This window comes from Lentzea sp. NPDC004789 (assembly GCF_053601075.1).
In genome coordinates, this window is sequence record NZ_JBSGBE010000015.1 from 188,888 (window position 1) to 201,573 (window position 12,686).

The window sequence follows — 12,686 nt, forward strand, 5'->3', positions numbered from 1 at the left end:
ACCCGGCGTGATCTCGCTCGTCGGCGAACGGGTGGCTACAACCGGCGCAGGCCGGCCAGAACCCGTTCGAGCAGCGCCATGTTCGGCTTGTCGCCGGGCTCGTGCACGGCGACCAGGCCGAGCGTGATCAGGTCGCTCAGCAGCACGCGCGTGACGCCCAGCGGGATCTTCATGAGCGCGGAGATCTCGGCGACCGACCGCGGCTGCAGGCACAGCCGCATCATCGCCGCCTGGTCGTTGTTCGCGCGGTGGAGCCGGTCCTCGTCGGTGGACAGCAGCGTTTCGAGGCGGAGATCGTGGCGGGCCGCGGTGCGGCCACCGGTGCGCGCGTACGGGCGAACGAGCGCGCTGTCCTGTGTGTGAGCGGGTGGTGCGTCTTCTTCTTCCTGCATCGGCCACTCCGGCGGCGGTTCCGGTGGGCGTTGGCGCAACGGTTCCTGACGAGGCAGTTGTTGCGTCACCGAGTCGTGGGTTCGCTCGTCACGCAGCCGTCTCCGGGTCTTCGGGGACCCGAAACGAGCCCCCGTGTAACCGATTTCCGTCGCTTCCTCGTCGTGCACGTGCCCAAGCTATAACGAGAACGCCCGAATGTATGTCGATCACGTTGCCTTTTTGTTCCCCAGATCGAATCTGACCTGGATCGCGGTCCCCGACGACGTCGTTTGGGTGCGCACGAGGTCGGCCAAACGGTTCACCAGCAACAGACCGCGACCACCTGGGTCGTTTGCGTGAACAGGCGTGCGGCCAGCCAGAACATCGGTGATGTGACCGTTGTCGTTGACTTGGCAAACAATACTTTCTCTTTCCGCCCAGACCCGGACCGTGCTCTCTCCGCCGCCGTGCCGCACGCTGTTGGTCGCGAGCTCGGTGACCGCGAGCGCGAAGTCGTCCAGCCGTTCCGCCGCCAGGCCCAGCTTCAGCGCCTGCTCACGGGCGAACGTCCGCACCGCCGCCATCGCACCGGCACCGACCGACGTGCTCGCCGCGTCCTCCGGGGCGGGCAACGGCAGCGAGTGCGCGGCGACGACGACCCGCGCGGGGTGGAAGTGGTCGCTGGGGCGGTGGCCGCCCGCGTCGATCACGACCGGGTGGGTCTTCTCGGCGTCGGCCAGCACGTCGTGGTTGAGCGCCGAGGTGTTGTACGGGCAGAGAATGCTGAGGTCACGGCCGCTGAACGCGTAGTTGACCAGTGCCTCGTGCAGGGCGCAGGCAGGGTATTCGACCTCGGTGCGGTGGTCCCACACCGGTTCGCTGATGATCCGCACGGGCCCGCGGTGCCGGTCGGCGAAGACGCGCAGGTCGGGGATGATCCGGCCGGGGTTGCGGCCGGTGTCGGCCATGTCGATGAACGTGATGAGGTGCGCGAACCCGCTCAGCGACTCCCTGAGCAGCCGCAGGTTCGTGCCGGGCACCGCGATGGCCACCGGCTCGGCGTTCGCGAGCCCTTCCACGACGAACGGGACGGTCCCGTCGATGTAGGAGTCCTCATCGGAGTAGAACAACGCGGGATGCGCGAACGTCATGTGCCACCTCTCGTCAACGCCCCAGGATGCGCACCCGGCGCGTTGCTCAAACCATCATTTCTTGACCCTCACACCGTGTCAGCCCCTACACAGGAGCAGTCATGTTCACCATCGGAGACTTCGCCCGTCTGGGGCGTGTGTCGGTGCGGATGCTGCGCCACTACGACGCGGTCGGGTTGCTCCCACCGGCCCACGTGGACCCGTCGTCGGGCTACCGCTTCTACACCGCCGCGCAACTGCAGCGGCTCAACCGGCTGGTCGCGCTGAAAGATCTCGGTCTGACCCTGGACCAGGTTCGCGTGGTGCTCGACGAAAAGCTTTCCGTCGAGCAGCTGCACGGAATGCTTTCGTTGCGACGTGCTGAGCTGCGGCAGCAGATTCTTGCGGACGAGTCGCGGTTGCGCCGCGTCGAGGCACGTCTCCGCGCCATTGAAAGGGAAGGCGCCATGCCTGCCGACGAGATCGTTGTGAAGCCCGTTCCCGCTGCCCGAATCGCTCGTTTGACGGCGACCGCCGCTTCTTACGGGCCGGAGGACATCGGTCCGGTCATCCAGCCTTTGTACCCGGAACTGCTGGCGCGAATCGAGCGCGCCGGAGTGGAGATGACCGGCTACGGGATCGCCACCTACGAGCCGGCCGAGGGCGACCAGGTGGTCGTGCGGGCCGGCGTGACGGTGTCGGTCGAGCCGTCGGACTCCTACGACTTCGAGATCGTGGACCTGCCGGCGCTGGCAGAGGCGGCGACGATCGTGCACCGCGGGCCGATGGACGACGTCGACGCCACCTACCAGGCCGTCGCGACGTGGGTCGAGGCGCACGGGTACCGGCAGCACGGGTACGCCCGCGAGGTGTACCTCAACTACGGCCACGGTGACCCCGCCGACTGGGTGACCGAGCTGCAGCTGGAGATCAGCAGGCCGTAGCGTCCTGTGTGGACCGTGCAGCGGTGGGACGATTGGCACGCGGCACGGAATATGTTGGCTCTCCGGGGTGCGGGGGAAGCCGAAAGGCATGAACAGCAAGCGAATCGTGTTCCTGTCCGCGCTCGCCTGTGCGGGCCTCGCGTTCCCGCTGGCCGGGACCGCCGCGGCGGCCGAAGGCGAGCTGACCACGACCATCACCCCGGAGGGCCAGGCCCCCGCCACCGTGCACACGCTCACGTGCGACCCGGACGGCGGTGACCACCCGAACCCCGACGCCGCGTGCGCCGAGATCGAGGCCGCCCACGGCGACCTCACGGCGCTGCCCGGCGAGCCGGCGCTCCTGTGCACCGACATCTACCAGCCCGTCACGGTGACGGCGACGGGCACCTGGCGGGGCCGCCAGATCTCCTACGAGCACACGTTCCCGAACACGTGCGAGCTGATCCGGGCGACCGGATCGGTGTTCGTGCCCGAACTGATCTAGTTCTCGTTCTCGTCCTGGTGGATGCGGCGGTGCAGTGACTCCATCCGTTCGTCGAGCTGCGCCGCGATCATCGCCGACGACATCAGCTCGTCCACGAAGTCCGCGGGCGGGCTGTCGTCGTACTTGTAGAACAGCTTGTGCTCCAGCGTCGCCCAGAAGTCCATGGCGATCGTCCGCAGCTGCACCTCGACCTTCACGTGCTCGACCCGGTCCGACAGGAACACCGGGATCCGCACGATGAGGTGCAGGCTGCGGTAGCCGTTGGGCTTCGGCGACGCGATGTAGTCCTTGGTGCGCAGGATCTCCACGTCGTGCTGACGCGCCAGCATCGCCGACACGCGGTACACGTCCGACACGAACGGGCAGATGACCCGCACTCCGGCGATGTCGTCCAGCACGTCGCCGATCGAGTCGACGTCGAGCGGCAACCCCTTGCGCCGCAGCTTCTCCAGAATGCCCTCTGGCTTCTTGACGCGGTTGGTGATGTGCTCGATCGGGTCGTGCCGGTGGACCGAGTCGAACTCCTCGCTCAGGATGCGGAGCTTCGTCATGAGCTCCTCGATCGCGAACTTGTAGACGAGCAACCGCCGTTCGAGGTCGCGCAGAAGGCTCAGGTCGTCGGCCAGGTCGGTCACGCCACCCAGCGTACTGACCGGCCGCCGGTCAGAACTGCGCGACCGCCTCCGGCGCGTAGCCGTAGAAGCCGGGCAGGCCGCCGGTGTGGAGGAACACCACGGGCACCTCGCTGGCCGGCGCCAGGCGCTGGAACGCCACCGCGGCCTTGCCCGTGTAGACCGGGTCGAGGATGACGCCCTCGGTCTGCGCGAACAGCTTCAGGACGTGCCACATGTCCTGGGTCGGCACGCCGTAGCCCGGCCCGATCGTGTCGTCGGTGACGGTGACGTGGGCGAGCTTCGGGGGCTCGGCCTTGAGCAGCTCGGCGGCGTCGCCGGCCAGCTGCCGCAACTCGTTCCGCGCGTCCTCCTTCGCGTGGGAGACGCTCGCCGCGTGGACGGTGCCCGGCCAGCCGAGCAGCTCGGTGCCGAGCGCGATGCCCGCCGCCGTGGCGCCGCTGCCCTGGGGGACGACGATGGTGGCGTTGTCGATGCCGCGCTCGTGGAGCTGGCCGACCAGCTCGGCCGCGGCCGCGACGTAGCCGAGCGTGCCGAGGCCGTTCGAGCCGCCGACGGGCAGCGTCACGGCCCTGTCGTGGTTGACGCTCTCGTAGACCCGCGCGGTCTCCTCGGCGTCCGCGCAGACGTGCACGTTCGCGCCGAACATGTGGTCCAGCACGACGTTGCCGGACCTCTCGTACGCGTCGCCGGTCATCGGCACCTTGGCGGTGAGGACCAGCTCGCACCGCAGGCCGAGCTTGGCGCACGCGGCCGCGGTCTGGCGGCCGTGGTTGGTCTGCAGCGCGCCGAACGTGATGATCGTGTCCGCGCCCTGCTCGACCGCCTGGCCGAGCAGGAACTCCAGCTTGCGCAGCTTGTTGCCGCCCGCGCCGAGGCCGTTGACGTCGTCGCGCTTGATCAGCACGGGCGGGCCGCCGAGCGCGGCCGCGAGCCTCGGCGCGTCCTCCAGCGGGGTCGGCCAGCTGCCCAGTGCGACTCGGGGGAACGCGCTCAGGTCCATGTGGGCGAGCTTAGGCGTCATACCGGCCGTCCGAACTCCGCGTAGTGCGTGGAACCGCTCTCGAGCGCCCTGAGCGCCAGGCTGAGCCGCCGGTGCAGCGACGGGTAGATCCGCGGCCTGGCCTCGTCGAGCGTCAGGTACACGACGCCCTCCAGCTCGTCGTCGTGCGCGGTGGCGTTGTCGATCACGCCGCCGTCGAACACGAACTGGTGGCAGTCGCGCCACACGCCGTTGCCGGGGGTCCAGTCCACGACGAGCAGCGGTCCCAGCTCGACGTCGAGGCCGAGCTCCTCGCGGATCTCGCGGACGGTCGCCGCCTTCGGGGACTCGTCGGCCTCCGTCATGCCGCCGGGGATGTCCAGCACGGCCTTGTACGTCGGCACCACGAAGAGCACACGTCCGGTGGAATCGCGGATCAGCGCGCCGCCGGCGGAGGTCTTGGCGGGACGCCGGGACGCGATGCCGGGCTCGTACTCGGGCTCGGCCGGGCCCTCGTCGAGGACGTCGGCGGCGAAGGAGGCGGGGTCTCCCGCGTGCAGTGCGGACACGGGTCGATGATCACACCACGGAGTGAATCCCGCACGGACGGTCCGGCGATTCGCGCCTGGTGGGCCGAGGTGCGGAAGATGACGGACTGCGACCAAACGACCGGGGAGTACGCTGGGGGTTGTAACTCCGTGCGATCAATCGCCGATGTCCACGGCAACATCGGTGGAGGTGACGCCAATGGGGGCAACCGGTGCCGCCAAGCGCAGACGCGACGGTAGATCGGCCCCGTGGTCGGTGGTCGGGCTGACGGTCGTGTTCGTCGTGGTGGCCCAGGTCCAGTTCGCCATCGCGATCGCGGAATCGGTCTGGTGGCCGGCCGCGGTCGGGATGTTGCTGCTGGCTGCGGCGGTCGCGTTCGTGAAGACGGCGCGCAGGCTGCGTTGGGACGACGACAGCGACCCGTACGAGGCACCGCCTGAGGTGGCCAAGCCGCTTCCGGCCGGGTACGAGCCCCACGTCGACGCCGACGGAAGCCTCGCTCGCGCGGTCGGCGACGTGGTGCACGCGTCCAGGCGCTGGCGGGCCTGACAGCTGCACAGCGAAGGCCGGGCCCTGGCGGTGTGGCCCGGTCATCTCGTCCTGTCCTGGACAATTGGGCCATGCCGACGTCGCGACAGTGGCTCGAAGTACGCGCTCACCTGCTCCAGCACCGCCACGCGCTCGCGCTCAAGGCCGCGGGGGAGTACCCGGACGTGCCCAAGGTCGCGGGCACGCCGTTGCTGACCGCGCCGCACTGGACGCCGGCCGGACCGGTGCCGCTGGCGGACCTGTCGCTGTCACTGGAGACCTCCTCCGAATTCCCCTCCTTCGCGTCCGGCCTGCTCCCGGACGGTTTCCGCAGCTACTCCGAGGCGATGGCCGCGCTGGCCGCGCCGGCGGTGTTCGAGAACCGCGAGACCTACCGGCTGCTCGGCTTCACCGACCGGCACCTGACGTTCGGCATCGGCTCGTACTTCGACGGCATCGACGTGGGCGAGGCCTGCGCGCACGAGTACGCGGCCCGCGAGCTCGGCCACATCGGCGAACTGCCGCTGCGTGCCGCGGTCGGTGATCCGTGCGACCCGGCGAACCGCCCGACCAACGTCGCCGTCAGCACGCTGACCGTCCGCCACGACTCGGCGACCGGCGACGCGACGTTCTTCCTGCACTGGCGCGACCCGAAGCGCGTCGGGCACGCGGGCGGCATGTACCAGGTGCTGCCGGTCGGGGTGTTCCAGTCGGCCGGTGACGGCGACTTCTCGTTGTGGCACAGCATGATCCGCGAGTTCGCCGAGGAACTGCTCGGCGTGCCGGAGATCCACGGCGCCGACTACGCGACCTGGCCGTTCGCGCGGGAGCTGACCGCGGCGGCCCGCGTGTCGTACCTCGGCATGGGCGTCGACCCGCTGACGTTCGCCACGGACATGCTGACCGTCGCGGTGATCGAGGCCGAACGGTTCGACGCGCTCTTCGGCGATTTGGTGTCGCACAACGACGAGGGCCGGGTCCTGAAAGGACTCCCGTTCACCGCCGAGAACGTCGAGCGCTTCGTCCACCGCGAACCGACGCAGGCGGCGGGGGCGGCGTTGTTGTCGCTCGCGTGGCAGCACCGGGAGTCGTTGCTCTGAAGGGGTTGGGCAGGTGTGCCCACCGCGTCGTCCGCGGGTCGAGCCGCATCAGCGTCAACGGCTTGGCGGGCAACGGATCCCGCAGCAGCGCGGCCCGGTCCGGGGTGTCCGGGACCGTCTTCGCCACCGCCTGCCACAGCTCGTCCGCCGGGGCGTCGAGTGCGCCGACCAGACCGGTCAGCGCGGTCGCGAAGAACGTGGCGAACGTCTTGGCGCGCAGGGCCTCGCGGTCGGCGTGCAGGCGTTCCGGCAGGTCCGGGCGCGGGCTGACGCGGATGTCGGCCAGGTCGCGGTAGATCAACCGGCGCGGTCGTCCGTCCACCAGGCCCACCAGCAGGTTCTGCTCGTGCGCCTCCAACGCCACCCCGCGGGCGAGCAGGGTCAGCAACGGCGGCACGGCGAGATTCGCGAACTCCGCGAGCCACTCGACCGGGTCACCGAGCTGCCGGATCGGAGGCGGGCCGCCGTCGACCGGGCGCGCGGTCAGGGCGGCCAGCGGCAGCAGGGTCTCGTTCTCCCGCGGCGCGGGCTTGTCGCGCAGGATCACGCCGAGCCTCCGGTCGGGCTCGCCGTTCGTGAGCACCGCGGCCGAAGCCCGGTTGTGCTGCAGTTCGACGCCCTCGACGACGCCCGCGAGGAACTCGGAGACCGTCGTGGCCGTCGCGATCGAGCCGGCGGAGATGTCCCGCACGGCCGAGGTGATCTGGGCGCTCAGCGTCGTCTTGACGTGCCAGTTCCCGGCCGACAGGGTCCGCAGCGCCATCAGGGGCGCGGCGTCCAGCGTGCCGGAGCTCGTGACGTTCAGGCGGTCGGCCTGCCACGGGTGCACGGGCAGCAGGATCTCCCGGCCGTCCCGCAGCTCGTCCGGCCAGTCGCCGAACACCACGTGGTTCGCGGTCGGGTGCACGCGCAGGGCGACCACCGGCCGGTGTTCGGGCCCGTACGCCAGGTGGTCACGTGCGGTGAACCCGGTGCGGTTGCGGCAGCACGGGTGCAGCGGATGGCCGTCGACCACGCTCTGCTCGTGTTCCTCCAGCGACCGGTCGAGGAACGGCGTGGTCAGCGGGCTCGTGGTGCGGGACAGCGCCAGTCCGGCCACGCTGTGGGCGACCTCGGCGATCAGGTTCTCCGAGTCCGGCCAGCGCAACGCGGTGAGCAGCTCGGCGGGATGCTCGGCCTCGATGGTGCTGACCTGCGGCAACGGCTCGATCGCGAGGGCGCGGCGCAGGCGTGCCAGAACGGCCGCGCGGGCTCCCGGCAGGGCCGCGAGGAACCGCTCGGCGCGCTCGCCGTCCAGGGCTTCGGCGAATTCGGTCTCGACCCGCGTCTGCGTCAGAATGACCTGATCCTGACACATCGCCAGTAGGGAAGCGGACACCGGTGGAATCGACCCCTGATCCCGACGGCATCACCACGACCGCGCTGCTCAACTGCCTGCGGCGCGAGGTCGGTCAGGTCGGCCCGGACGGCACGATCCGCCTGCCGCGGACCGGTGTCCTGCTGCGCGCGCGGCAGGGCCGGTGGCTGTCCGATCCCGAGATCTTCACCGGATCGTGGCACTCCCTGCCGTGGCACGAGCTCGCGGTGCTCATCACCAAGGAGCTCGGCGACCCGCCGGTCGGTTTCCTCGACGAGATCGCGGGCTCGCGGTCGGCCATCGCGGCGATCCTCGGGGCACGTCCCGCGCCGCCCGCCGACCTCTACCAGCGCTCCGAGCAGGCGCTGGTCGCCGGGCACCGCTACCACCCCGCGCCGAAGGGCCGCGGCGGCCTGCCCGCGCAGCAGTGGCTGCCGTACGCGCCCGAGGTGCACGCGAGCTTTTCGTTGGCGCACTTGGAAGGTTCGTTCGTCGACGACGGCGACGTCCCGTTGCCCGCCGGGGTGCTGCCGGCGCATCCGTGGCAGCTGGAGTTGCTGGGCATGGCCGGTGAGGCCGCTGATCACGTCGTGTGGCCGACCTCTTCGGTGCGCACGGTGTACGACCCGGCCGCGGACCTGTTCTACAAGTTCAGCCTCGACGTGCAGATCACCAACGACGTCCGCCGGTTGTGGGCGCACGACCTGCGCTGGATCCCGCCGCTCGCGCGGGTGCTGAGACCGGTGTTCGCCGACATCGCCGCGGCCTACCCCGGCACGGCGTTCCTGATCGACCGCGGCTACCGGACGTCGCCGGAGGAATTCGAAGGCCTTGCGGTCGTGGTGCGCGACGGCGTGCGGCGCCACGCGTTGCCGGGCGTGACCCCGTTGCTGGCGGCCGGGATCAGCGAGGGTTTCGAGGGAAACCCGTTGGACGGCTTGAGCTCCGCCGAGGCCCTGCGGTGGTTCCGGCAGTACGTCTCGGTCGTCGTTCCCCCGGTGCTGCACGCGTTCTTCGCGCACGGTGTCGTGATGGAGTGCCACCTGCAGAACGTGCTGGTGGGCGTGGACGAGTCGGGCCTGCCGGTACAGGTGTTCTACCGCGACCACGAAGGCATGCGGTTGCTGCCGAGGCACGCCGCGCTCCTGTCCGAAGTGGATGGTGATGGCGGCTCGCGCGGCGTCACCGAGGCGAAGGGCTGGGAGCGGCTGCAGTACTGCCTCGTGGTGAACCACCTGATGGAGATCGCCGGCGCGGTGCTGGCCCGGCACCCCGAGCTGGACGTGTGGGCCGAGGCGCGGGACGTCTTCCGCGCGTTCGGATCGTTCACACTGCTGAACTCGTTGCTGGAGAGCCCGTTCGTGCCCGCGAAGGCGAACCTGCTGCTGCGCTGGACGCGCGCGGAGGGTGCGGCGAGCCGGTACGTCGACTGCCCGAATCCCTTGTACCGGAACTGGCTGATTTCGTTGACGCCGCTTTCGCGCCGCCAATAGCGTGCGGGGCATGACACGTCTGCTGGCGTTGCTCGTGCTGATCTCGGCGATGGTTGTCGACGCACCGGCAGCGTCGGCCTACGTGCCCCCTGTCATCCGCACCGCGACGAGCCTCGACGCCGGCTGGCGCTTCCTGCGCGCCGACGCCGCTGGAGCCGAGGCACCGGCGTTCAACGACTCGTCGTGGACCCCGGTGAACGTCCCGCACACGTGGAACGCCGCCGACGGCCAGGACGGCGGCTCGAACTACTACCGGGGAATCGGCTGGTACCGCAAGCACTTCACGCCGCCCGCCACGTTGGCGGGCCGTCGGCTGTGGCTGCAGTTCGACGGCGTGAACCAGGTGGCGGACGTGTGGGTGAACGGCGTCCGGCTCGGCCAGCACCGCGGCGGGTTCGCCGGGTTCCGGTTCGACGCGACCTCGGCGTTGAAACTCGGCCAGGACAACGTGATCGCGGTGAAGGTGGACAACCGTGCCGCCACCGACGTGGCACCGCTGTCCGCCGACTTCACCTTCTTCGGCGGCATCTACCGCGGTGTGTCGCTGATCGGGCTGGACCTGCTCGGCGTGCGCATGGGCGACTACGGCGGCCCTGGCGTCTACCTGCGACAGCGTGCGTTGACCGACACGTCCGCAAGCGTCGAGGTGACCACCAAGGCCTGGAACAACCGGAGTTCCGTTGCACGCGTGCAGGTCCGCGCGGTCGTCACCGATCACACGGGCGTTGTCGTCGGCGAGAGCGTGTCCACCGCCCGTTCGGTCAACGCCGCCACCGGTTTCGACACCGTGCAGACCGTGACGATCCCACGCCCGCACCGCTGGAACGGCAAGGCCGACCCGTACCTGTACCGGGCGAGCGTGGAGATCGTCGACGCCGACACCGGTGTGGTGAAGGACGTCGTCACCGAACCGCTGGGCCTGCGGACCGCCGCGGTCGACGCGTCGACCGGTTTCTCGTTGAACGGCAGGCACTTGCGCCTCAACGGCGTCAACGCCCACCAGGACCGGCTGAACACCGGCTGGGCCGTCACACCGGACCAGCACCGCCAGGACTTCGACCTGATGGACGAGATGGGCGTCAACGCGCTGCGCACCGCGCACTACCAGCAGGCCGAGCAGGTCTACGACCTCGCCGACGAACGCGGTTACCTGGTCTGGAGCGAGATCCCGCTGGTCAACGAGGTGACCGACAGCGCGGCGTTCCGCGCCAACGCCCAGCAGCAGCTGCTGGAGCTGATCCGGCAGAACTTCAACCACCCGTCCATCGCGTTCTGGGGTATCGGCAACGAGCAGAGGACCAGCGACACCGCCACCAACAACCTGCTGCGGGACCTGGCCGCGTCCGTGCGCGCGGAGGACTCCGGCCGACTCTCGACCTACGCGAGCAATCTCGGCGACCTCGACCCGGTCTCCAGTCACGCCGATCTGGCCGCCTACAACAAGTACTACGGCTGGTACGACAAGAGCAGCACGGGCCCCGGCGCGTGGGCCGACCGCCTGCACGCCGCCGACCCGGCACGCCGGATCGCGCTCAGCGAGTACGGCGCGGGCGGCAGCGTCGTCCAGCACGAGGAGAACCCGAGCCCGCCCGTCACCACGTCCCGCTGGCACCCGGAGGAGTACCAGACCCTGGTCCACGAGAACTCCTGGGCGCAGTTGCGCAGCCGGGACTTCCTGTGGGGCACCTTCGTGTGGAACATGTTCGACTTCGCCGTCGACAGCCGCTCCGAGGGCGACACGTTGGGGCGCAACGACAAGGGCCTGGTCACCTACGACCGTGCGGTGCGCAAGGACGCGTTCTGGTTCTACAAGGCGCAGTGGACCGACACCCCGTTCGTGCACCTGAACAGCGCTCGCTGGACGCAGCGCACCGCCGCCGCCACGACCGTCCGCGCGTACGGCACCACCGACACCGTCCAGCTGTTCCTGAACGGTGTCGCGGTCGGCACGCCGAAACCGCCTGCGGCAGACCACATCTGCACGTGGCCCATCACCTTGCGGCCGGGCGTCAACACGGTGACCGTCACCGGCGTGCGAGATGGCCGTGCCTACACCGACACGGCCACCTGGACGCTGAACTAGCCGTTGTACGCCGAGAAGATCCGAGCGAACTCGTAGGGCTGCTGCGAGATGTTGGTGCAGCGGTACAACGCACCGTTGCACGCGTTGGCATCCCGTCCCTGCTCCCAGAACGAGAGCATGCCCAGGTGCACCGAGCTCGCGAAGCTCACCAGCGCCCGCGCGTCCTTCTGGTAGAAGATCTCGTTCTGCGAGTCGTTCACGCCCAGCATCGGCGTGACCCCGATCTTCTTCCACGCGGCCGAGTCCGACAGCCCGTAGACCGACTTGACCTGGGCCTGCGTCGCCTTCGCCGCCGCGATCGCCTTGGCGCCCTGGTCACCGGCGCCCTGGTAGTAGTCCATCGCCATGATGTTGACCAGGTCGAGGTTGACCCCGGCGTTCTTGGCCGACCGCACCACGTTCACGCCGTCGGCCGTCAACCCGTTCGGCAGCACCGGCAACGTGAGCGAGATCTTCAGTCCGGGATTGCGGTCCTGCAGGATCTTCAGGGCCTGCGACCGCCGCTGGACGGTCGTGGGATCGGCGACTGCGGCGCCCTCGATGTCGAAGTCGACGTACTTCAGGGCGTACGCCTTCACGACGGCGTCGTACTCGTTCGCCAACGTGGTCGGCGTGGTGCAGTAGTAGGCCAGCTCGATGCCCGACGCGCCGCCGAAGGAGATCTTCACGTCACCGCCGGCCGCGCGCAGCTTCTGAATCTCCTCCTTCTGCCAGCCGGTCCTGGGGTCGTAGGCGCCGAACCAGCTGGCCTTGCAGCCGTAGGAGGTGACGAAGCCGAGCGTGAAGCTCTTGACGCCGCCCTTGCTCGCCATCTCGGACAACACGGGCGTGGGCCACGCTCCCATGTCGACGTAGGGGGCGACCGACGACGCCGTCGCCGCCTGACTCGTGCCGGCCGGCAGCGCCATCGCCACCATCGCGGCGACCATGCCGATCTCGAGCAGCTTGTTCCGCATGACGAACCTCCTCAGTGCAGGGGTGAGGCGGGGCCAATATTGGTATAGACCATCAGCCCGGCGATGGCCAGACCGG

General features: G+C 69.6%; 13 protein-coding genes. 6 read left to right on the forward strand and 7 right to left on the reverse strand.

Translation table 11 applies throughout. The annotated features are described in order from the left end of the window. Nucleotides 1–35 precede the first annotated feature (35 nt). Both ACWEIJ_RS30725 and ACWEIJ_RS30730 read right to left on the reverse strand, forming a co-directional pair. Nucleotides 36–392, reverse strand: coding sequence for a DUF742 domain-containing protein (locus tag ACWEIJ_RS30725; RefSeq protein WP_449840726.1), 357 nt, complete (start codon nt 390–392; stop codon nt 36–38). A gap of 207 nt (nt 393–599) precedes the next feature. Beyond that, a complete protein-coding gene (locus tag ACWEIJ_RS30730; RefSeq protein ID WP_449840727.1) occupies nt 600–1,523 on the reverse strand; it encodes an anti-sigma factor RsbA family regulatory protein in 924 nt (307 codons plus the stop codon). A 101-nt stretch (nt 1,524–1,624) separates the two neighbouring features. On the opposite strand from ACWEIJ_RS30730, the gene ACWEIJ_RS30735 reads away from it, so the two are divergent. Both ACWEIJ_RS30735 and ACWEIJ_RS30740 read left to right on the forward strand, forming a co-directional pair. Then, on the forward strand, nt 1,625–2,446 hold the full coding sequence (locus ACWEIJ_RS30735; protein ID WP_449840728.1) for a MerR family transcriptional regulator: 822 nt from the start codon (nt 1,625–1,627) through the stop codon (nt 2,444–2,446). Nucleotides 2,447–2,534: 88 nt separating this feature from the next. Beyond that, on the forward strand, nt 2,535–2,930 hold the full coding sequence (locus ACWEIJ_RS30740; protein WP_449840729.1) for a subtilase-type protease inhibitor: 396 nt from the start codon (nt 2,535–2,537) through the stop codon (nt 2,928–2,930). Here ACWEIJ_RS30740 and ACWEIJ_RS30745 read toward each other — a convergent pair. Genes ACWEIJ_RS30745 through ACWEIJ_RS30755 form a run of 3 tightly spaced genes read right to left on the reverse strand, consistent with a single transcriptional unit; the run spans nt 2,927 to nt 5,113 of the window. After that, on the reverse strand, nt 2,927–3,565 hold the full coding sequence (locus ACWEIJ_RS30745; RefSeq protein WP_449840730.1) for a GTP pyrophosphokinase: 639 nt from the start codon (nt 3,563–3,565) through the stop codon (nt 2,927–2,929). The two genes, ACWEIJ_RS30740 and ACWEIJ_RS30745, sit on opposite strands and share 4 nt — an antisense overlap. Before the next feature lie 28 nt (nt 3,566–3,593). Next, complete coding sequence (locus ACWEIJ_RS30750) at nt 3,594–4,565, reverse strand: D-cysteine desulfhydrase family protein (protein ID WP_449840731.1); 972 nt, start codon at nt 4,563–4,565, stop codon at nt 3,594–3,596. Between the two features lie 17 nt (nt 4,566–4,582). After that, complete coding sequence (locus tag ACWEIJ_RS30755; protein ID WP_449840732.1) at nt 4,583–5,113, reverse strand: NUDIX domain-containing protein; 531 nt, start codon at nt 5,111–5,113, stop codon at nt 4,583–4,585. A 178-nt stretch (nt 5,114–5,291) separates the two neighbouring features. On the opposite strand from ACWEIJ_RS30755, the gene ACWEIJ_RS30760 reads away from it, so the two are divergent. After that, entirely contained in the window at nt 5,292–5,642 is a 351-nt protein-coding gene (locus ACWEIJ_RS30760) for a hypothetical protein (RefSeq protein ID WP_449840733.1), read from the forward strand. A 71-nt stretch (nt 5,643–5,713) separates the two neighbouring features. After that, a complete protein-coding gene (locus tag ACWEIJ_RS30765) occupies nt 5,714–6,721 on the forward strand; it encodes a hypothetical protein (protein WP_449840734.1) in 1,008 nt (335 codons plus the stop codon). Here ACWEIJ_RS30765 and ACWEIJ_RS30770 read toward each other — a convergent pair. Next, nucleotides 6,618–8,078, reverse strand: a complete 1,461-nt coding sequence (locus tag ACWEIJ_RS30770) for an IucA/IucC family protein (protein ID WP_449840735.1) — start codon at nt 8,076–8,078, stop codon at nt 6,618–6,620. The two genes, ACWEIJ_RS30765 and ACWEIJ_RS30770, sit on opposite strands and share 104 nt — an antisense overlap. 23 nt (nt 8,079–8,101) lie before the next feature. On the opposite strand from ACWEIJ_RS30770, the gene ACWEIJ_RS30775 reads away from it, so the two are divergent. Further along, nucleotides 8,102–9,571: an IucA/IucC family protein gene (locus ACWEIJ_RS30775; protein WP_449840736.1), complete on the forward strand. Its 1,470-nt coding sequence runs from the start codon at nt 8,102–8,104 to the stop codon at nt 9,569–9,571. A gap of 10 nt (nt 9,572–9,581) precedes the next feature. After that, nucleotides 9,582–11,654, forward strand: a complete 2,073-nt coding sequence (locus tag ACWEIJ_RS30780) for a glycoside hydrolase family 2 TIM barrel-domain containing protein (protein ID WP_449840737.1) — start codon at nt 9,582–9,584, stop codon at nt 11,652–11,654. On the opposite strand, the gene ACWEIJ_RS30785 is transcribed toward ACWEIJ_RS30780, so the two are convergent. Then, nucleotides 11,651–12,610 (reverse strand): chitinase, encoded by a 960-nt coding sequence (locus ACWEIJ_RS30785; RefSeq protein WP_449840738.1) that lies wholly within the window; start codon nt 12,608–12,610, stop codon nt 11,651–11,653. The genes ACWEIJ_RS30780 and ACWEIJ_RS30785 overlap by 4 nt on opposite strands. Between the last annotated feature and the right edge of the window lie 76 nt (nt 12,611–12,686).